17 protein-coding genes are annotated in these 19806 nt (G+C 62.8%); 9 read left to right on the forward strand and 8 right to left on the reverse strand.

The features are described from left to right. The first annotated feature begins 58 nt into the window (after positions 1 to 58). On the forward strand, positions 59 to 1939 hold the full coding sequence (locus V1283_RS38810) for an acyltransferase family protein (RefSeq protein WP_334391840.1): 1881 nt from the start codon (positions 59 to 61) through the stop codon (positions 1937 to 1939). 4 nt (positions 1940 to 1943) lie between these two features. Here the strand turns inward: V1283_RS38810 and recF are convergent, their stop codons facing one another. The 5 genes from recF to rpsT all read right to left on the reverse strand — a co-directional run bounded on the left by recF (position 1944) and on the right by rpsT (position 8050). Then, on the reverse strand, positions 1944 to 3083 hold the full coding sequence (gene recF, locus V1283_RS38815; RefSeq protein ID WP_334391841.1) for a DNA replication/repair protein RecF: 1140 nt from the start codon (positions 3081 to 3083) through the stop codon (positions 1944 to 1946). 83 nt (positions 3084 to 3166) lie between these two features. Next, positions 3167 to 3580, reverse strand: coding sequence for an endonuclease domain-containing protein (locus V1283_RS38820; RefSeq protein ID WP_442895913.1), 414 nt, complete (start codon positions 3578 to 3580; stop codon positions 3167 to 3169). A 41-nt stretch (positions 3581 to 3621) separates the two neighbouring features. Continuing rightward, a complete protein-coding gene (dnaN, locus tag V1283_RS38825) occupies positions 3622 to 4740 on the reverse strand; it encodes a DNA polymerase III subunit beta (RefSeq protein WP_334391842.1) in 1119 nt (372 codons plus the stop codon). Positions 4741 to 5013: 273 nt separating this feature from the next. After that, positions 5014 to 6444: a chromosomal replication initiator protein DnaA gene (dnaA, locus tag V1283_RS38830; protein WP_334391843.1), complete on the reverse strand. Its 1431-nt coding sequence runs from the start codon at positions 6442 to 6444 to the stop codon at positions 5014 to 5016. A gap of 1339 nt (positions 6445 to 7783) precedes the next feature. Continuing rightward, positions 7784 to 8050, reverse strand: a complete 267-nt coding sequence (rpsT, locus tag V1283_RS38835; RefSeq protein ID WP_028347803.1) for a 30S ribosomal protein S20 — start codon at positions 8048 to 8050, stop codon at positions 7784 to 7786. Positions 8051 to 8425: 375 nt separating this feature from the next. On the opposite strand from rpsT, the gene V1283_RS38840 reads away from it, so the two are divergent. The 4 genes from V1283_RS38840 (at position 8426) to V1283_RS38855 (ending at position 11783) form a co-directional block, all read left to right on the forward strand. Beyond that, the gene (locus V1283_RS38840; protein ID WP_334391844.1) at positions 8426 to 8743 is read left to right on the forward strand and encodes a hypothetical protein; all 318 of its coding nucleotides are present in this window, start codon (positions 8426 to 8428) and stop codon (positions 8741 to 8743) included. A 132-nt stretch (positions 8744 to 8875) separates the two neighbouring features. After that, on the forward strand, positions 8876 to 9532 hold the full coding sequence (msrA, locus tag V1283_RS38845) for a peptide-methionine (S)-S-oxide reductase MsrA (protein ID WP_334391845.1): 657 nt from the start codon (positions 8876 to 8878) through the stop codon (positions 9530 to 9532). A gap of 150 nt (positions 9533 to 9682) precedes the next feature. Further along, positions 9683 to 10426 carry a polysaccharide biosynthesis/export family protein gene (locus V1283_RS38850; RefSeq protein ID WP_334393334.1) on the forward strand — a complete coding sequence of 248 codons (744 nt, stop codon included), beginning with the start codon at positions 9683 to 9685 and terminating at the stop codon, positions 10424 to 10426. A 349-nt stretch (positions 10427 to 10775) separates the two neighbouring features. Then, positions 10776 to 11783, forward strand: coding sequence for a Bug family tripartite tricarboxylate transporter substrate binding protein (locus tag V1283_RS38855; protein WP_334391846.1), 1008 nt, complete (start codon positions 10776 to 10778; stop codon positions 11781 to 11783). A gap of 108 nt (positions 11784 to 11891) precedes the next feature. Here the strand turns inward: V1283_RS38855 and V1283_RS38860 are convergent, their stop codons facing one another. From V1283_RS38860 to V1283_RS38870, 3 genes are all read right to left on the reverse strand, one after another. Further along, positions 11892 to 12563 (reverse strand): dienelactone hydrolase family protein, encoded by a 672-nt coding sequence (locus V1283_RS38860; protein ID WP_334391847.1) that lies wholly within the window; start codon positions 12561 to 12563, stop codon positions 11892 to 11894. Between the two features lie 62 nt (positions 12564 to 12625). Beyond that, positions 12626 to 12973 carry a hypothetical protein gene (locus tag V1283_RS38865; protein ID WP_334391848.1) on the reverse strand — a complete coding sequence of 116 codons (348 nt, stop codon included), beginning with the start codon at positions 12971 to 12973 and terminating at the stop codon, positions 12626 to 12628. Then, positions 12970 to 13758: an alpha/beta fold hydrolase gene (locus tag V1283_RS38870; RefSeq protein WP_334391849.1), complete on the reverse strand. Its 789-nt coding sequence runs from the start codon at positions 13756 to 13758 to the stop codon at positions 12970 to 12972. Before V1283_RS38870 ends, V1283_RS38865 begins: the two co-directional genes overlap by 4 nt. Before the next feature lie 337 nt (positions 13759 to 14095). Here V1283_RS38870 and V1283_RS38875 point away from each other — a divergent pair, with 337 nt between their 5' ends. The 4 genes from V1283_RS38875 to V1283_RS38890 all read left to right on the forward strand — a co-directional run bounded on the left by V1283_RS38875 (position 14096) and on the right by V1283_RS38890 (position 19772). Then, positions 14096 to 14587: a (2Fe-2S)-binding protein gene (locus V1283_RS38875; protein WP_334391850.1), complete on the forward strand. Its 492-nt coding sequence runs from the start codon at positions 14096 to 14098 to the stop codon at positions 14585 to 14587. Next, positions 14584 to 16866, forward strand: coding sequence for a xanthine dehydrogenase family protein molybdopterin-binding subunit (locus V1283_RS38880; RefSeq protein ID WP_334391851.1), 2283 nt, complete (start codon positions 14584 to 14586; stop codon positions 16864 to 16866). Before V1283_RS38875 ends, V1283_RS38880 begins: the two co-directional genes overlap by 4 nt. A 318-nt stretch (positions 16867 to 17184) precedes the next feature. Next, positions 17185 to 18282: an HD-GYP domain-containing protein gene (locus V1283_RS38885; RefSeq protein WP_334391852.1), complete on the forward strand. Its 1098-nt coding sequence runs from the start codon at positions 17185 to 17187 to the stop codon at positions 18280 to 18282. Positions 18283 to 18476: 194 nt separating this feature from the next. After that, on the forward strand, positions 18477 to 19772 hold the full coding sequence (locus tag V1283_RS38890; RefSeq protein WP_334391853.1) for a cytochrome P450: 1296 nt from the start codon (positions 18477 to 18479) through the stop codon (positions 19770 to 19772). The last annotated feature ends 34 nt before the right edge of the window (positions 19773 to 19806 follow it).

Raw genomic sequence — 19806 nt, forward strand, 5'->3', positions numbered from 1 at the left:
GGCGCGGCAGCCTGTAGTCGTTGTCCGCCGTCCACAGCGATCCCGGGTTAGCGCTCCATTGTCTCTGCCTTCACCAAAATATCGGCCAGATGTCGACGGCCTCCGGGCCATCGCCGTGATGCTGGTCCTGAATTACCACGCGTTTCCGGACGCCATGCCGGGCGGCTTCATCGGGGTCGATGTATTCTTCGTGATTTCGGGCTTCCTGATCACGGGCCTCATTACGCGCGAGCTGGAACTCGGCCGCTTCAGCCTGGTCGAGTTCTACAACCGGCGGATACGGCGCATCTTCCCGGCGCTGATCGTGGTGCTCTGCGCGACATTGGCGCTGGGTTGGTTCTGGATGCTGCCACAGGCCTTTGCGCAGCTCGGCAGCGACAGTTTCGCCAGCGCGGCGTTTTTGGCCAATATCGCGCTGTTGCTGCAATCCGGCTATTTCGACATCGAATCCGCCAAGAAACCGTTGCTGCATCTGTGGTCGCTCGGCATCGAGGAACAGTTCTATCTGTTCTGGCCGCTGCTCCTGATGCTCGCAGCGCGCTTTCGAATGAGCATTATCGCAATGGCTGCGGTGCTCGGCATCGCCTCTTTCCTGTTCAACGTGGCATTGATCGGCCCAAATCCGATCGCGACCTTCTACCTGCCGTTCACGCGCGCGTTTGAATTGCTGACCGGCGCGGTGCTGGCCTGCGGCTGGATCAACGTCAATCAGTCCAGCGCGGCGAGCAGCTGGCGCGCCTGGATCGGCGTGGCGCTGATTGGTGTGTCAGCCTACATTCTCGACAGCCACCGCGCCTTTCCAGGCTGGTGGGCGGTGCTGCCGGTCGCGGGCAGCGCGCTTCTGCTATCCGCGCCGGCTGCGTGGGTGAACCGGGTCCCGCTGGCAAGCCCAGCGCTGGTGTGGATCGGGCTGATCAGCTACCCGCTCTATCTCTGGCACTGGCCGCTACTGGTATTCGCAGGGATTATCAAATTCGGTCCGCTGACGCTGCTGGAGCGCCAATTGATATTGCTCGCGAGCATGCTGCTGGCCTGGGCTACCTACCGGTTTGTCGAGATCCCGTTCCGTTTCGGCCTCCCGACCCGGCGCAAGATGTTCAGCCTCGGAGCCGGCATGGCGATGATCGCGGTCGCAGGGTTTGCCGTCATGTGGGGGCGCGGCTTCGACTTCAGGCTGCCGGCGGAAATCCGCGCCATGGCCAGCGTGCGGACCGAGAGCTTCAAGTGGCGGTTTCATGAATGCCTGCTCGATCTCAGCCACGAAACGACGTTCGCCGACGCGTGCGTCGAGCGTGATCGGCGTCCGCTGGTCCTGGTCTGGGGCGATTCGACCGCTGGAGCCCTGCTGCCCGGCCTGCGCAAAGCTCAGGAGACACGAAACTTCGGCATTGCGCAGCTCACCTCCAACTCCTGCATTCCGGCATTGAACGCCGACATCACGCCCGGCTGCCGCGCGATAAACGACAAGGTTTTTTCGCTGGTCCAGCAGATCAAGCCCGATGTCGTGTTGCTGCACGGAACCTGGGAACAGCATCTCGACAACGTGGCTGAGACCGTGGCCGCGCTAAAGCAGCAGACGCACGCGCGCGTCGTTGTCCTCGGTCCGGTGCCGGTATGGCGGCGCGGGCTTCCGGGCGAGGTGCTCCGGTATTTCATCCTCCATCGCGCGCTGATCCCGCAACGTTCGCCCAGTGCCGCGCCACCCACCGCCTATGATGCTGTGATGCGCGCCAGGCTCGAGCCGCTGGGCGCGGAATTCATCTCCGCGTCGGACGTCTTTTGCAATGCGCAGGGGTGCCTGACGCGCATTGGGGATGCGGCGGCGGATATCACCGTCAGCGATCAGGTGCATATCACTGAAAAGGGATCGGTCTTTCTGATCGCATCCATCATCGACCGCTTGCTCGGCGGCGAAGCGCCCGCGGGCAAGGGGCGCTAAGGACTCAGCCGCGACGGTTCACTTGGCCCGACTCCACATCGAAAATCTCGCCGCCTGGGCCGATATCGACAAAGGCGGCCGGATCGGCCCCGGTCATCCAGACCTGCGCGCCGAGCTTTGCGAGCTCATCGAACAGCGCCTTGCGCCTGACGGGATCGAGATGCGCGACCACCTCGTCGAGCAGCAGCAGCGGCACGATGCCGGTCATTTCGGCAACCAGCGTGGCATGGGCCAGCACCAGCCCGATCAGGAGCGCCTTTTGCTCGCCGGTCGAGGCGTCGCGCGCCGGCATGTTTTTCGGCGCATAGACCACCTGCAGATCGGTGAGGTGGGGGCCGTCCAGCGTGCGGCCGGCCGCGGCGTCGCGGGCGCGGCTGGCGCGCAGGATCTCGCGGTAGCGGTCTTCGACTGATGTCGCGGACTCGTTGACCAACGCGTTTTCCATCCAGCCGTCGAGCATGATCTGTGCCGACGGAAAGGCCGAAGCTTGCCCACGTTCGCGCAGCATCGCCGCCAGCCGCGTCACCGTCTGCCCACGGGTGGCAGCGACCGCTACCGCAAGCTCGGCGGTTTCGCGTTCGATCGCGTCGCACCAATGGTCGTCATAGTTGCGCACTTCGAGCAGGCGGTTGCGCGAGCGCAACGAGCGCTCCAGCGCCGAGACGCGGCTGGAATGTTCGCTGTCGATCGCCAGCACCAGCCGGTCGAAGAAGCGCCGCCGCTCGGAAGCGGCGCCGAGAAACAGCCCGTCCATGGTGGGCGTCAGCCACACCATGCGCAAATGATCGCCGAACGCTGTGGCCGAGCTCACGGGCTCGCGGTCGATCCGGCAGCGACGGCTGGTGGAGGCGGCTTCCGCTGCGGGCGCATCGATACCGGTGCCGAGCGTGGCAAGCCCCAGCGCGCCCTCCACCTCGGCCGACACCGCCCAGGAGCCGTCGCCCTGGTTGTCGGCGACATCCTCCAGCGTCGCGCGCCGCAGGCCGCGCCCCGGTGAGAGAAACGAGATCGCCTCCAGGCAATTGGTCTTGCCGGCGCCGTTCGGCCCCACCAGCACCACGACGTCGCCGCGCGCCTGTACGATTCCCGCGCGGTAGTTGCGGAAGTGCGTGAGGGAAAGGCGGTGGATGCGCAAGGGGGTCATGAGGAGCGTCGGTCTTTTCTTCCCCTCTCCCCTTGTGGGAGAGGGTGGCGCCTCACGAAGTGAGGCGACGGGTGAGGGGTATCTTACCGCTCGGCAAGCTTTACGAAAATGTCCTCCAGAACGGCGGAAGGTTGTTGCAACACGTCGTTGTTCCAGTAGCGCACAATTCGAAATCCCTCGGAGATCAACAGCGCGTCCCTCGCTTCGTCACGTGTCGATGATGCGTGCTGGCTTCCATCGATTTCAATGATCAATCGCTTCTCGAAACACACAAAGTCGAGAATAAAGCTTTGAAAAGGAACTTGGCGGCGAAACTTGAATTGCCCGAGCCGTCGGTCGCGAAGCAATCGCCAAATCGCCAGTTCCGCATCGGTTGGTTCACCGCGCATCTTCTTGGCGAAGTTGCGGATGCGTTTAGCAGTCGGACGATGGTGTGGCGTTTGCGGCGCGAACCCCTCACCCGTCGCCGAACTTCGTTCGGCGCCACCCTCTCCCACAAGGGGAGAGGGAAGATCGACGTCCTTGCTGCCGGAAGAGTTCACACCCGCATCGGCATCAGCACGTAGAGCGCGCCCTTGTTGTCCTTGTCCTGAACCAGCGTCGGCGAGCCGGGATCGGCCAGGCGCAGCACGGCGACTTCGCCTTCGATCTGGGCGGCAATGTCGAGCAGATAGCGCGAGTTGAAGCCGATATCGAGTGCGTCGGAGGCGTATTCGACTTCGAGTTCTTCGGTGGCGCTGCCGGAATCCGGGTTGGTCACCGACAGCACCAGCTTGCCCGGAGACAATGCGAGTTTCACGGCACGGCCGCGCTCGCTGGAAATGGTCGAGACGCGGTCTACCGCGGCCTCGAAATCCTTCTTGTCGACGATTAGCTCCTTGTCGTTGTTCTGCGGAATGACGCGGCCATAATCCGGGAAGGTGCCGTCGATCAGTTTCGAGGTCAGCACGACATTGCCGAGGGTAAAGCGGATCTTGCCCTGCGACAGTTCGATTTTGACTTCGGCCTCATTGTCCTCGATCAGCCGCTGCACCTCGCCGACCGTCTTGCGCGGCACGATCACGCCCGGCATGCCGGTCGCGCCGGAGGGCAGCGCCAGATCGATCTGCGCCAGCCGATGCCCGTCGGTCGCCACCCCGCGCAGCGTCGCAGCCTTGGCGCTGCCGGCTGTGTGCAGATAGATGCCGTTGAGGTAGTAGCGGGTCTCTTCGGTCGAGATCGCAAACTGCGTGCGGTCGATCAGGCGCTTGACGTCGGCAGCGGCAAGCGAAAACGAATGCGTCATGTCGCCGGCGGCGAGATCCGGGAAGTCGCTTTCGGGCAGCGTCTGCAGCGTAAAGCGCGAGCGCCCGGCGCGGATCGCCAGCACCGCACGGTCGCCGTCGGCTTCCAGCACGATCTGCGCGCCGTCGGGCAGTTTGCGGACGATGTCGTAGAACATGTGCGCCGGCACGGTGGTGGAGCCGCCGGTCGCGGTTTCCGCCGCCAGCGTTTCGGTCACCTCCAGGTCGAGGTCGGTCGCCTTCAGCGACAACCTGGCGTTTTCGGCGCGGACCAGCACGTTGCCGAGGATCGGGATGGTGTTGCGGCGCTCGACCACGCGATGGACGTGGCCCAGCGATTTCAGCAGTTGCGCGCGTTCGACGGTGACCTTCATTGCAATATCCGCCAGAGATGGAAAAGCCGGGCGGCCCCTAAAGGCAGCGCCGCGGCATTGGAAACCCGAAAAGCCGGATCAGGATCGGAGTTGATCAAACCCCCGGGGGGACCGCAAGGTGGCGCGGATGGCCCGCCGGTGCAAGGGAGAGCGGGCCCCGTTCCCCACTTTTGCGGCAGAAAATGGCGGCAGAAAAAAATTCTCCCGCCCCTGGGTTCAGGGGAGGGAGAGGTTGGGAGGAGCCAAGTCCTATTCCTGCAGGTGCTGTTCCCGCTATTCCTGCAACTGCCGCTTCAGCGACTCGACCTCTTCGGACAGCGCGGTATCCCGGGCCACCAGTGCCTCGATCTTGCGCACGGCGTGCAGCACCGTGGTGTGGTCGCGCCCGCCGAAGCGGCGGCCGATCTCGGGCAGCGAGCGCAGCGTCAGCGTCTTCGCCAGATACATCGCGACCTGACGCGGCCGAACCACGTTCGCGGTCCGCCGCGACGAGAGCAGGTCCGAACGGCTGACATTGTACTGCCGGGCGACCACCCGCTGGATGTCCTCGATCTTGATCCGCTTCGGTTCCTGCGGGCGGATCAGGTCGCGGACCTCGCGCTCGGCCATTTCCAGCGTCACCGGCTGGTTGTTCAGCTTGGAATGTGCAAGCAGCCGGTTGATGGCGCCTTCGAGGTCGCGGCCATTATGGGTGATGGTGCGCGCCAGATAGTCCAGCACCGCTTCCGGCACGTCGAAGCTTGCGTGATGCGCACGCGCTGCCGCCACGCGCGACTTCAGGATTCCGAGCCGCAGTTCTTCGCCGAGCGAACCCATCTCCACGACGAGACCGCCGGCCAGCCGCGAGCGCACGCGATCGTCGAGGCTCTCGAGATCGGACGGCGGTCGGTCGGCGGCGATCACCACCTGGCGGCCGGCATCGATCAGCGCGTTCAGCGTGTGACAGAACTCGGCCTGGGTCGATTTACCCTGCAGGAATTGCAGGTCGTCGATCACGAGCACGTCGATTCCGCGCAGCGCCTCCTTGAACGCCAGCGCCGTCTGCGTCTTCAGCGCGGCGACGAAGCCGTACATGAACTTCTCGGCGGTGAGATACAGCACCTTGCGTTCGCTGCCGGAATTGCCGGCCCACGTCACCGCCTGCAGCAGATGGGTTTTGCCGAGGCCAACGCCGGCGTGAATGTAGAGCGGGTTGAACATCACGGCATCGCCGCGGCGTCCTTCGGCGACCTGACGTGCTGCTGCATGAGCCAGCGTGTTGGAGCGGCCGATCACGAAGCTTGCAAAAGTCAGTCGCGGATCGAGCGGCGAGCCGCCGAGCGCATCATGGCTGGCGGACACCGGCGCCGTCGCGGTCGCGCGCAATTCGGGCGCGGGCCGGCCATTGGCCTGCTCGATGCGGCGTTGATCGGCTGGTGCCGTGGCTTCCTTGGCGGGCGCGGCGCAGCGCATCGCGGTGCGCACGGTGAGATCGATCCGGTGTACTTCCGGCATCTCGGCCTGCCAGCAGGTCAGGACGCGGTCGGCGTAATGCGCCTGGATCCAGCTCTTGAGGAACCGGGTCGGCACCGACAGATGCACGCTTTCGTCCTGCACGGCCTCCAGGTCCATGCGCGCAAACCAGCTCGTATAGACGTCCTCGCCCACACTCGTCCGCAACCGCCCCTTCACGCGCGACCAGCGATCCTGTTCCGTATTTGTCATTGCCTGAGAACTTTTCTGAATGAGTAATGGAATTTTACGAAATCGCCTGGCGGGCTGCCCCGCAGGTTTCCTGCCAGACGTGACCTCGACGCGGAGCTTCAGCCATCAGACAAGGATCGGGTGTTCGGCGGAATCGCCGTTGCTCAGATCAAAGGCTGGATGGAGTGAGAGGCTACCGCGAGGTCAGCGCGTACTCGACGGTCTAGCCGGAGTTCGCGCAGGAGGACGACTGAGAACGTCGTTAAGGGATTCAGAAGCGGTCTCGATTGAAATGAGCGTGCCGAATGTCGCGTTGATTCCGTAAAGCATAGTACCTCCCCCTCTCGCCGCGAGAACGCGCGGCGAGCAATCACATCACCAGTGTTTTCAAAGCCAGTCTGCCGCTACCGAACATCCGCTTGTCCGACCGCCGCGCCGCCGCGTATTTCAGTCTGTCGTCTTCAACACGTTCACGAACTCCGCGTTCCCAATCGTTGCATCGTCGGCCGGCGTCTCATTTCCCCTGCCTTATTCCCCTTGTCCGGAGCGCGCTGAACGCGAGCACCACGCCGAGAAATTTAGACACAGAACAACCGACCTCATATTGCTATGAGTTACCAACTCAGCTTCGCTTGGAAAGCGTCGCTAACGCGCACACCGCCGCCGATTTGCACGTCCGCTCTTGGGTCTCATACCGCGCTGGTCAGGAGAGCCTTGAGCGTCGCGAACGAGTAACAAATACACCAAGCGCAATTTCTGACAATCCGTGATTCGACGACGCGGCCCGACTCTTCGGCGGTGTTGCAACGCTGCAATTGTGACACTCCACACCAAGTTTTTGAATCAGCGCGCAGAATCGCGGAGCGCGAACGAGCGTGACAATTTTCGCCGCACTCGCAAAATTTTTTAACAAACCGTTACAATCGTGGTTACCGGGGCCGTTTTTCAAAACGCTTGGGCTCGCTATGTGGATAAGTGATTAGCGAAGCGAAGTTTTTCGGAATTGTTTTTCAGGGTAACCCCGCGGGGCAGGGAAGCGCGCGGAAGAAGCCGGCATTGGATTGGTCTGCCGTTGCGATCGCGCTTCGCGCAAATTGCGCACAGCAACGCGGGTGCAATAAAATTGCACTTCGTAAAACTACGGGCGCTAGAAATGTGACACGTAAGTCGGCGTTCAGCAACGGGACAATTGAATTGTCACAGTCGATCCATGACATGCTTTCAGCGTGCGCCTGAAATGCAACAGGATGCACGTGGTGGTGAAATGGATTTTTGGGGTCGTGCCCACACGTTTAGGCATGACAGAAAAAACAAAAGCCCGGCGAAGCCGGGCTTTTGACGAATATCTATTTCTGTCAGTTCACTTCGCGAGCTTGGCGATCGCGTGCGTCAGGCGCGACACCTTCCGGCTCGCATTGTTCTTGTGAATGATGTTGCGCTGCGCGGCTTGCATCAGTTCCGGTTCCGCGCGCTTCATCGCTTCCAGCGCGGCATTGCGATCGCCGCTCTTGATCGCTTCCTCGACGGTGCGGACCGCGCCACGCATCTGGGTGCGACGCGACTTGTTGACGATGGTGCGGCGGGCAATCTTGCGGGTCGCCTTCTTGGCGGAAGTGGTATTGGCCATGTTCTCAACTATCCTTCGGCTGTCATCGCTCGGGTGGTCGGGCTTGAGCGCGCCGGCCGTTCAAATTGCGTGATCAACGCTGGTGGTATTTTCCAGGGTGTTCTTTACCTAAGCCGTTCTTGAGGATGCCATGTACGGAAGCCAAAATGCTCCCGAAAGCGGCGCTGCTCAAAGAACAGCGGCGGCGGGATTGCGCCCGCCGCCATTGGGGGTCTTATAGAGGGCGAGTCCTGCACCGTCAACGCTTTCCGCCCCACCCCGAATGGCCGGGAACGGGGCGGAAATGGGCGCGTAAGGTGCTGATGAGGTTGAATTTCCGGGGAGCCCCCGGTATTGGCTGACGGCCTTTGGGGCCGATACGTAATAAGGTGACGCATGATCCGCGGTTTTTTCCGGCTAATCGGCCTGCTGCTCCTGGCCGGCGGATTCATCTTTATGGTCTATGACGGCGCCCGTTTCGTCGCCGACCAGACCCTGCGGTTCACCCGGTTTGGCCAGTTCTGGAACGACGTCCATCAGTCCAGCCAGCTGGCGTTCCGGACCTGGGCCGAGGGTGCCGCGCCCTGGCTCTGGAACAGCGTGATCAAGGTCCTGCTGGATCAGCCGGTTTTCGCCGTGCTCGGCGTGGTTGGCATTCTGCTCATGATCCTGTTCCGGCCCAGCAAGCCATTGATCGGCTATTCGCGGGACTGACGCGGCCGCCGTCCACCCTTAGGGCGCGCGGCGTAACAGGGCTGCGGTATCCGGCGTAAAGACATATATACGGGTCCAGCCGGCCGTCGCCGTTGTTGCCGCGGCCGCAGATGTTCTGCCTGGAGGTACTCCATGTTGTTCATGCGCAAGACCACCGTGTTGCCGAGTGCAGCCGAAGCGCTGCCGGGCCGGGCCAACCCGATACCGACCGCGACCACGCATTTCGTCAACGGCCGCAAGCTGCAGCCGCCCTATTCAGCCGGCCTCGAGCAGGCGGTGTTTGGCCTCGGCTGCTTCTGGGGCGCGGAGCGCAAGTTCTGGGAACTCGGTGACGGCATCTATGCGACCGCCGTCGGCTATGCCGGCGGGCATACGGCCAATCCGACCTATGAAGAGGTCTGTTCGGGCCGCACCGGTCATACCGAAGTGGTGCTGGTCGTGTTCGATCCGAAGAAGATCTCTTACGAGCAGCTCCTGAAGAGGTTCTGGGAAAGTCACAACCCGACGCAGGGCATGCGCCAGGGCAACGATGTCGGCACCCAGTATCGCTCGGCGATCTACACCTTTGGCGATGCGCAGCGCAAAGCCGCCGACGCATCGAAAGCGACATATCAGAAGGCGCTGGCGGCAAAGGGTCTCGGTGCCATCACCACCGAGATCGCGCCATCGGACGAATTCTATTTTGCCGAGGACTATCATCAGCAATATCTCGCCAAGAACCCGGCAGGCTATTGCGGATTGGGCGGCACGGGCGTGTCATGCCCGATCGGCGTCGGCGCAACCGCCTGATTGCTTCCTTCTCAACCTCGCCCGTAAAGGACGGGGAGAGGGAGCTCCGCGTCCCACCGTCCCACATCGCCTCGCAAAAAACCCTTTGTTAACCATACCCGGTGCAAGACTAGAGCTGTCTCGCTTCAAGGGATGGCTTCGGTGCGGGTTGTGCGCGCGTTTCGAATACCGATCACTGCGATCATCACGGCGCTCGCTCTGTCGGGCTGCATGCGCACGACCGGGCCGGTTGCGGTCGGGCCGCAAGGCGATCTCGATTCAATGGCCTATGGCCAACCTGGTGGTCCACCGCCGCAGGCGGTCGCGACCGATTCCGGCGGCGGCGCCATCGGCGCGCTTCGCGCTGCCTTCGCCGCGGCACCAAGCGCCGTACCAGAACCCGTCGTCGTTGCCGCACCCGTGGCCTATGTCGAACCCGTGCCGGTGCGATACGACGCTGCCTATCATCTCGATGCCGGCGACAGACTGCGTGTCGTTGTCTATGGCCAGGAAGGCCTGACCAACACCTACGCGATCGACGCCGGCGGCTCGATCACGATGCCGCTGATCGGTTCGGTGCCGGCGCGCGGCCGGACCACGGCCGGACTGGCGGCGGGGATATCAGCGAAGCTGCGCGCCGGCTTCATCAGGGAGCCGTCGGTCGCGGTGGAGATCGAAGCGTATCGGCCGTTCTTCATTCTCGGCGAGGTCGCAGCACCCGGACAATATCCGTACGTACCCAACATGACGGTCGAGAGCGCGGTGGCGATCGCCGGCGGCTTTTCGCCGCGGGCCCGCCGCGATAGCGTTACGGTCACCCACACCGATGCGTCGGGAACGGCGCGCTTCGTGGTTCCGCCCGGCAGCCCGATCAGCCCCGGCGACACTGTGCTCGTCAGCGAGCGCTGGTTCTAGCGTGACGCCTCTTCATCGAACCGTGATTTGAGCCGGCTTTTTTCCTGTGCGGTTGTGTCAGGCAAATGCCTCGCATTTGACCGAGAAAATTCATCATCCGTTTTTGCGCCGGCGGAGTCTGCGCGCTGCATCTAACTTGCAGTGGCGGAGATGCGGCTTCGCACGTGTCTGGAAGTCCTTGTTGACGGCCGTGCTCGGTATCGAACCATCTTGGTTGCGATAAATTGGCGCGCTGCGCGGACCACGTCCGAAACCTTGTTCCAAGTTGCACTGCAGCGAGGTAGAAGAACGTCGTCAGATCTAGGCGCGCCGGTTTGTCGGTTAGGTGCCTGCAATCCGGAGTATCACCATGAACTATCATTTGCCGGTCCGCATGGTGCGCGCGGCGACCGCGGTGGCGTTGCTCGCTTCCATCGCCGCGACCGCTTTGTGTGCCTCGTCGCATCAGGCATCGGCGGCGGATCCCTATCCGAGCCGGCGCATCACCTTCGTGGTGCCCTATCCGGCGGGCGGCGCCACCGACGTCCTTGCTCGTTTGCTTGCCAACAAATTGCAGGAGTCGTGGAAGCAGACCGTCCTCGTCGAGAATAAGTCGGGCGGCGGCGGCGTGGTCGGCAACGACTACGTGGCCAAGGCGCAGCCCGACGGCTACACCGTGCTGATCGCTATTACCCAGATCATTCAGGCGCCGAGCCTCGTTGCGAAACTGCCCTACGACGTCTTCAAGGATCTCGCGCCGGTCACCCAGGCCGGGTTATCGACGATCGTTCTGGTGGTCCCCGAGCAGCAGCCGATGAAGTCGGTCAAGGAACTGGTCGATTATGCCAAGGCGAATCCCGGCAAGCCTTACGGCACCTTCGGCAACGCCACGACGTCGCATCTCTACGGCGAACTCCTCAAGAAGGTCGCCGATGTCGACATGACCCATGTCCCCTATCGCGGCTCGGCCCCGCTGACGAACGACCTGCTCGCCAATACGATTACCGCTTCTTTCGTCGATCTGACCACGGCCAGCGCGCAAATCAAGGCGGGCAAGCTCAGGCCGTTGGCGGTGGGCGGCGAGAAGCGCAGGAAGGCGTTGCCCGACGTGCCGACGATGGCCGAACTCGGCTATCCCGGTTTTGAGATCGAAGGCTGGCTCGGCGTGTTCGTGCCCGCCGCGACGCCCAAGGAGATCGTGGCGAAGCTTTCCGAAGAACTCGCCCGCATCATCGCCTCGCCCGAAGGCGTCGCCGGGATCGAGACGCTCAGCCTCGTGCCGGTGGGCGGATCGGCGGAAACATTCGAGAAAGTCCTGCGCCGCGATTACGAACGGTGGGCCGATGTCGTGAAGGCAACCGGCGTCAAGGGCGAGTGAGGTGGGGGGTATTTGCTTCAGTCATTCCGGGGCGTGCGATAGCACGAACCCGGAATCTCGAGATTCCGGGTCTGGTCCTTCGGACCATCCCGGAATGACGACAAGTCGTCACTTCAAATGCTTCGCGAAAAACGCCAGGCTTCGCGGCCAGGCGATGTCGGCGCTGGCCTTGTCGTAGCTTGCGCGCTCGTCGCAGTGAAAGCCGTGCTGTGCGCCAGGATAGATGTGGACTTCGACATCAGGCCGCTTGGCCTTGATGGTTTCGACATCGGTCAGCGGAATGCCGGCATCCTTTTCGCCGAAATGCAGTTGCGTCGGCACTTGCGGCTTGTCGTCGGCGAAACGAACGACGGCGCCGCCGTAATAGCCGACGGCGGCCGACAGGCCGGAGAGCTTGGTCGCCGCGGCATAGGCGATGCTGCCGCCGAGGCAGAAGCCGATAATGCCGATCGCTCCGACATCCTTCACGGCATCGATCGCGGCCTGGGTATCCCGCAGCATCGCCGCCCAATCCGGATTGGCGACGAATTTGCGCGCGTTCGCCACTTCGTCAGGCGAATAGCCGCTGGTGAAGTCAGGTTCGATGCGGTCGAAGATCGACGGCGCGATCGCCACATAGCCTTCGGCCGCCAGCCGGTCGCAGACCGAGCGGATATGGTGATTGACGCCGAAGATCTCCTGGATCACGACGATAGCCGCCTTCGGCTTTCCCGCGGGGTCGGCGCGATACCCGCCGAGTTTGAAGCCATCCGAAGCCGTCAGTTTGATATCCTGTCCCACGGGTCATCCCTTCTTGTTTTGGGTTGCGCGAAGTCGGTTGTGTGAATGTGCGAAAGCCGCGACTACTGCCACATCCAGTTGTGACCCCAGTCGCCCTTCCAGCCGGCCAGCCTGCCTTTGCGGAATTGCAGAAAGAGCCGGTCTTTCTTGTAGAACAATTCGCTGCCGCCGATGTTGCGGAACGCGAGGAAGATTTCCTCGCCCGGCCGGCCGCGGACGTAATTGAGCGGAGTGCCGAGTGCGCGTGCGGCCTCTTCCGCGTCCATGCCGAACGCCAACGGCGTGTTGTTCGAGAGCGTCGCGGTGAATGGCGGCGGGTACGGGCCGCCGATCGGCGGCAGTTGCTGTGCGCCGGCAGGCGTCAAGCTGCCTGCGATCAAGGCCAAGGCCACAGTGGCAAATGCTCTCATGACGCGGCCTTCCGAGCTGTTCCGGTATCGAGGCCGTCAAGGAACGGCAGCACGGCGTCGATGAAGGCCTGCGGCTGGTCGATGTTGACGGCGTGGCCGGCGGCCGGGATCACCACCTTCTGCGCGCCGGGAATCTTGGCGGCCATGTAATCGGAGGCGGCAAGAAACGGCGTGTCGTCGGCGCCGACCACGATCAGCGACGGCACCTTGACCTCGGGCAGCGATTCGATCACGCGGGCATCGCGCTGGGTCAGCATGCCGCGCGCGGCGCGCGCCAGTCCCGACGCGTCTCTATGGGTGACGCTGGAGCGCTCCCGGCTGGCCGATTTCAGAACCTCCAGTCCCTCGCGCTCGAAGCGGTCGCCGGTGTCATGCGCGCGCTTGTTCCAGACCTCGCGGGCCTCGTCCTTCTTGAAGCCGGGGCCGGTGTCGATAATCAGAAGCGCGCGGACGCGGTCCGGATGGGCGCGGTAGAACGCCAACGACATGTAGCCGCCAAGCGAGAGCCCGCCGACGATCGCTTTCTCGGCGCCGACGGCGTCGAGCAGCGCCGCCATGTCGGCGACCGTCACCGCTTCGCTATAGGCCGCGGTATCCTCGGGGTAACCGGACTGGCCATGACCCCGCATGTCCCACAACACGAGTTTGTGATGTTTCGACAAGGCGGCGATTTGCCCCTGCCACATCCCACTGGTCGATGAATAGCCGTGGGTGAGCAATAGTGGTGGGCCGGAGCCATGCACCTCGTAGTAGATATTGACCCCGTCGCGATCGATTGTCGGCATTCTCGATTTCCCAAAGCAAATGATGCGAAATTCCGGCCGGGCCGTCACCGCCTGCCGCATCCTAGCGCGATCCATTCGGGAATAGGAAATGCGGAAACGGAAGGTGCGCCTGCTGCCCGCGCGCGTGATCGACAGGCACACGATTGAAGCCTTGCCGCAGCGCACAAGCAAGCAACTTCAAAATTTTAATCCCTTCGAACGATTCCAAATTGGATTGCCTCCGGGAAAGTTCGGTATCATTCTGCGCGCCAACTGGCATCGACCCGGTGGGTGCCGGCCAATACCCAAAAGTGAGTTGCCGCCGTAAGCGGCTTCCAACACCGGAAGGGGAGCGCCAATGCCTAATCTCAATATCAATGGGCGGAATATGTCCGTCGAGGCGTCCAACGATACGCCGCTGCTCTGGGTCATCCGCGAGCAATTGCAGATGACCGGTACGAAATTCGGGTGCGGCGCAGGTCTCTGCGGCGCCTGCACGGTTCACCTCAACGGCGAAGCCGTTCGCTCCTGCCAGACCCTGGTCAGCGAGGCCGCCGGCAAGAAAATCACCACCATCGAAGGCCTGTCCGCCAAGGGTGATCATCCCTTGCAGAAGGCCTGGGTCCTCGAGCAGGTCCCGCAATGTGGCTACTGCCAGTCCGGCCAGATCATGCAGGCGGCATCGCTCCTCTCCAAGAACTCCAATCCGACCAAGGAGGAAGTGGTCGCGCATATGGACGGCAATCTGTGCCGCTGCATGACCTATTCACGCATTCAGAAGGCGATCATGCGCGCCGCATCCGAAATGCGTACCGCCTCCAACGCCGGCACCGAGCGGAGGGCAACATGAATACGCACGTGAAAATCACCGATAGCCCGTCCGCCGATCTCAGCCGCCGCTCGTTCCTGGTGGGTTCAGCCGCCACCGGTCTTGTGCTCGGTTATGCCGCCGTCCCCGGCATCGATCAGGCGTTGGCCGCGCCCTCCGCTTTCGAGCCCAGCGTCTGGTTCTCGATTGCGCCTGATGGCCTCGTCACGGTGACTTGCGGCAAGGCCGACATGGGCCAGCACATCGCCTCGACCATGGCGCAGATCGTCTCCGAAGAACTCGGCTCGAGTTGGAAAGACATGCGGGTCCAGCTTGCCTCCAACGATCCGAAGTTCAACGACCCCGTGCTCGGTGCGCAGATTACCGGCGGCAGCTGGAGCACGATGATGAACTTCGATGCGATGAGCCGTGCGGGTGCCGCCGGACGTATCGCCTTGACGGAAGCAGCTGCTAGCGCGATGGGTGTGCCGGCCAGCGAACTGGTGGTGCGCAACTCCACGGTTTCGCATCCGAAGTCGAAGAAGTCGATGAGCTTTGCCGATGTCGTCAAGAGCGGCAAGATCACCAAGACCTTCACGCCGGACGAGCTCAAGGCAATCAAGCTGAAGACGCCCGATCAGTACACCATGATCGGCGTCTCGGTTCCGCAGCTCGATATCCCTCCGAAGACCAACGGCACGGCCAAATACGGCATCGACGTCATGCTGCCGGGCATGGTCTACGGCAAGGTCGTGACGCCGCCGGTGCGCTATGGCGCCACGGTGAAGTCAGTCGACGATGCTGACGCGAAAAAGGTGCCGGGCTTCATCAAGGCCGTCACGCTTGACGACAAAACCGGAAGCACCACGGGCTGGGTAGTGGCGGTGGCCAACACCTATGCCAACGCGCGCAAGGCGGCGGACGCGCTCAAGATCACCTATGATGGCGGTCCGAATGCAAAACTGTCGAGCCAGTCGTTGATTGACGAGGCGAGGCGGCTGCAAGCGCTGGACGATTCCGGGCAGTTCTTCGTCAAGGACGGTGACACCGCGGCGGCATTGGGCACGGCGGCGAAGGTGCTGGAGGCGGAATACACCACCAGCATCAACATCCATGCGCCGCTCGAGCCGATGAACGCCACGGCGCAGCTCCAGGGCGATATCTGGCACATCTATTCCGGCAACCAGTTCGCCACGCGCTCCGGCGCGATCGCGGCGGGGGCGGCCGGGGTCGATCCCAAATTCGTCGTGATGCATCAGATGTGGCTGGGCGGCGGCTTCGGCCGGCGGCTGGACGCCGACATGATGGTCCCCGCGGTGCAGGCGGCGAAAGCCGTAGGCAAGCCGGTCAAGGTCATCTACAGCCGCGAAAACGACATGACCATGGACTATTCGCGCCCGCTGACGTTCCAGAAGGTCAAGGCCGGTCTGGACGCCGACGGCAAGCTGATCGCGCTCAATCACGACGTGGTCAGTGCGTGGCCGACCCAGCGATGGGGAATCCCCGATTTCCTGTCGCCCTCGGTCGACAAGAAGGGTCCGCTGGACGCCTTCACCGTGAACGGTGCGGACTTCTTCTATTCCGTACCCAATCACAATGTCCGCGCGATCAAGAACGAGATGGCGCACAACGCCACCCCGTCTGGCCAGTTACGATCGGTGGCGCCAGGCTGGACCTTCTGGGCGGTCGAAAGCATGATCGACGAACTCGCTCATGCCGCAGGCCAGGATCCAGCGCAGTACCGCATCGCGTTGCTGGACGGCAAAGGCAAGAACGACGGCGGCGCCCAACGCCTGCGCAACACGCTGCTCGCGGCGATGGGCCTGGCCGGCTACGGCACCGGCAAATTGCCGAAAGGCGAGGGCATGGGCGTCGCCTGTGTTTCGTCGCAGGAGCGGGCAACGGCAAGCTGGACCGCATGCGTGGCCCATGTTGCGGTGTCCCCGTCCGGCGAGGTCAAGGTCAAGAAATTGACCGTGGCCACCGATGTCGGCATGCAGGTGCATCCCGACAACATCCGCGCCCAGGTCGAGGGCGCGGCACTGTGGGGCCTTTCGCTCGCCATGTATGAAAAGGCGACGCTGAAGGATGGCGGTATCGAGCAGACTAATTTCGATACCTACACCCCGCTGCGGATGAGCCAGACGCCGGAAGTGGCCGTCAACGTCATCGCCAACGGCGACAAGCCGACCGGCGTCGGCGAGCCGGCGGTAACGGTGATTGCGCCTGCACTCGGCAACGCCATCTTCAACGCCTGCGGCGCGCGCATCCGCTCGTTGCCGATCACGGCAGAAGCGGTGAAGGCAAATATGAAGGCGTAAATCGCCGGAAGCACCGATTAAGAGCGATCCGCCGGAGGCAACGCTTCCGGCGGACTTATTTTGTGAGCCAACATCGTCATGCCCCGCGCAGGCGGGGCATCCAGTACGCCGCGGCTGTGCCATTTTCACAATCGTCACGGCGTACTGGATCATCCGCCTTCGCGGATGATGACGATGGTGGGTACGGTCATGGCGAACCAGATCGCTAAAATTTTAGCGTTCAAGGAAGTCAACGTTCACGATCCCTCTTAAGCCCTGGGGAACTGATTATCCGCTAGTTTCGGTTGCAAGTGGTCAATACCAGGGGTCTGGGGTTTCATGACATCGGTAGCCAACAAGACTTCGACCAAGCGCCGGCTGCTGCTGGCTTCGGATCGGAGCGATCAAAGCAGCGAACTCGCCAGCATTCTGCGATCCGTCGGTCAGGTCGACACCATCGCGACATCTGATATTCCCGACGCGCCGGAGCGCGACCTGGCGGGCATCGTGGTCGACATCAACCTGCGCTCCGCCGAGAGCGTTCAGCTGGTGCGCAACAAGCTGCGCGCCGAGGCCTATCGCGAAATGCCGCGGCTGTTCGTGCTGGCGGACGCGTTGCATCACGGATCGATGCAGGCCTGGGCGCTCGGCGCCACCGACACCATCGCGCGGCCGTTCGATGCGCAAGGTATCCTGCAGCGGATTCGCGCCGCGTTCCCGGACACCGATGGATTTGACGAGACCGATCGCGGCAAGGTCCTGAACCGGGGTGTCGAGGCGGCGCATACCGTCATGGTCAAGATCTTCGAAAAGCTTCCAGCCGGCGTTCCCCTGAAATTCAGCGACATCGTCGAGGCAGAGAACAAGATTCTCAAGGCGATCAGGCATTCGTCCCTGCGCGAATGGCTGACGACGGTCGGTTGCCATCACGCCGGCAGCTACCGCCATTGTCTCTTCGTCACCGGCTTTGCGGTCGCCTACGCGCAGCATCTCGGCATGCGCGAGGACGACCAGCGCCGCCTGGCCCGTGCCGCGCTGTTGCACGACGTCGGCAAGGCGTTCATTCCGGTGGCGATCCTGGACAAGCCGGGCCCGTTGATGCTCGAAGAGATGGAAGAGATGCGCCAGCATCCGCGCCGCGGCTATGACGCGCTGGCCGCGCAAGGCGGTTTCCCGCCCGAAATGCTCGACGTGGTGCTTCACCACCACGAGTTCCTCGACGGCACCGGCTATCCCGACGGCCTGAACGGCAAGCAGATCAGCGACATCGTCAGGCTGACCACGATCGTGGATATCTACGCGGCCCTGGTCGAGAAGCGTGCCTACCGGCTGCAGTTCACCCACGCCCGTGCCTTTGGCATGATGGAAGAAATGGGCGATAAGCTCGACCAGCATTTGCTGCACGCCTTCCGCCCGGTGGCGTTCGGGTATTATTGATTTTCGTTTTGTCATTCCGGGGCAACGCGCAGCGTTGAACCCGGAATCTCGAGATTCCGGGTTCGATGCTTCGCATCGCCCCGGAATGACAGGGCCGGCGTTAGCCTCTCAACGCAAGCTGCCCGCCTTGCAACTGCCTAACTATCGTTGATCATCAGCGCACCTTGCGCAGGTGACATAGGCAGGCAGCACCCATGGATACCATCGTCGATCCAACTGCGGGTACAGACATCCCCGCCGACATTGCGGCCACGCTCGTCAATCCGGCTGCCTATGCCGACCACCGTATCCATGACAGTTACCGCTGGCTGCGCGCCAACAACCCGCTCGGGATCGCGCGGCCCGAGAAGTTCGACCCGTTCTGGGTCGTGACAAAACACGCGCATATCCAGGCCGTCAGCCGCCAGAACGAGCTGTTCCACAACGCCGATCGCCCGACCACGCTGACGAACCAGGCGGTGGAAGAGCGCGTCCGCAAGATCACGGGCGGTCCAAATCTGGTTCGCTCACTGGTGCAGATGGATGCGCCCGATCATCCAAAATACCGCGCGCTGACGCAGGGCTGGTTCATGCCGGCCAATCTCGGAAAGTTCGAGGCGCGCGTGCGCGAGATCGCGCGGGCCACGGTGCAGCGCATGCTTGACAAGGGTGGCGCGTGCGATTTCGTCGAAGACGTCGCCCTCGGCTATCCCCTGCACGTCATCATGGAAATTCTCGGCGTGCCCGAAAAGGACGAGCCGCGAATGCTCAAGCTGACGCAGGAACTGTTCGGACCGCAGGATCCCGATACGGCGCGGATCAGGGAACAGCTCACGGCGGAGCAGTTCTCCGGGATGATGCAGTCGGTGGTCGCTGATTTCGGTGCCTATTTCCGGGGCATCACCGAGGACCGGCGCCGCAACCCGCGCGACGATCTCGCCACCGTCATCGCCAATGCCAAAATCGGCGGCGACTACATGCCGGATCACGACGCGACCAGCTACTACATGATCGTCGCCACCGCCGGCCACGACACCACGTCCTCCTCGACCGCGGGCGCGATCTGGGCGCTGGCGGAAGATCCCGCACAATTTGAAAAGGTGAAGGCCAATCCCGAGTTGATCCCGGGGCTGGTCGACGAGGCGATCCGCTGGATGACCCCGGTCAAGCATTTCATGCGTTCGGCCACGTCGGATACCGAACTCGGAGGCCGAAAAATTGCAAAAGGCGACTGGCTGATGCTGTGCTACGCGTCCGGCAATCGCGACGAGGACGTGTTCGAGGAGCCATACAAGTTTCGCTGCGACCGCAAGCCGAACCGCCACGTCGCTTTCGGCTATGGCGCGCATCTCTGCCTCGGGCAGTATCTGGCGAAACTGGAGATGCGGATCCTGTTCGAGGAACTGCTGCCGCGGCTGAAGTCGATCGCCCTCGACGGCGAGGTCAAGATGACGCAGGCCTATTTTGTAAATGGCCCTAAAAAGCTGCCGATAAGGTTCGAGGTGAATTGACCCTTTCGCGTCATTCCGGGGCGATGCGAAGCAT

It is taken from the genome of Bradyrhizobium sp. AZCC 2262 (assembly GCF_036924535.1).
Taxonomy (GTDB): Bacteria; Pseudomonadota; Alphaproteobacteria; order Rhizobiales; family Xanthobacteraceae; genus Bradyrhizobium.

Bases quoted from the DNA above. Each gene is read 5' to 3' on its own strand.
- V1283_RS38865 (WP_334391848.1), bottom strand. From the start codon at position 12,973: ATGAGAGCATTTGCCACTGTGGCCTTGGCCTTGATCGCAGGCAGCTTG.
- V1283_RS38840 (WP_334391844.1), top strand. From the start codon at position 8,426: ATGATCCGCGGTTTTTTCCGGCTAATCGGCCTGCTGCTCCTGGCCGGC.
- V1283_RS38855 (WP_334391846.1), top strand. From the start codon at position 10,776: ATGAACTATCATTTGCCGGTCCGCATGGTGCGCGCGGCGACCGCGGTG.
- msrA (WP_334391845.1), top strand. From the start codon at position 8,876: ATGTTGTTCATGCGCAAGACCACCGTGTTGCCGAGTGCAGCCGAAGCG.
- rpsT (WP_028347803.1), bottom strand. From the start codon at position 8,050: ATGGCCAATACCACTTCCGCCAAGAAGGCGACCCGCAAGATTGCCCGC.
- V1283_RS38880 (WP_334391851.1), top strand. From the start codon at position 14,584: ATGAATACGCACGTGAAAATCACCGATAGCCCGTCCGCCGATCTCAGC.
- V1283_RS38870 (WP_334391849.1), bottom strand. From the start codon at position 13,758: ATGCCGACAATCGATCGCGACGGGGTCAATATCTACTACGAGGTGCAT.
- V1283_RS38885 (WP_334391852.1), top strand. From the start codon at position 17,185: ATGACATCGGTAGCCAACAAGACTTCGACCAAGCGCCGGCTGCTGCTG.
- dnaN (WP_334391842.1), bottom strand. From the start codon at position 4,740: ATGAAGGTCACCGTCGAACGCGCGCAACTGCTGAAATCGCTGGGCCAC.
- dnaA (WP_334391843.1), bottom strand. From the start codon at position 6,444: ATGACAAATACGGAACAGGATCGCTGGTCGCGCGTGAAGGGGCGGTTG.
- V1283_RS38875 (WP_334391850.1), top strand. From the start codon at position 14,096: ATGCCTAATCTCAATATCAATGGGCGGAATATGTCCGTCGAGGCGTCC.
- V1283_RS38890 (WP_334391853.1), top strand. From the start codon at position 18,477: ATGGATACCATCGTCGATCCAACTGCGGGTACAGACATCCCCGCCGAC.
- recF (WP_334391841.1), bottom strand. From the start codon at position 3,083: ATGACCCCCTTGCGCATCCACCGCCTTTCCCTCACGCACTTCCGCAAC.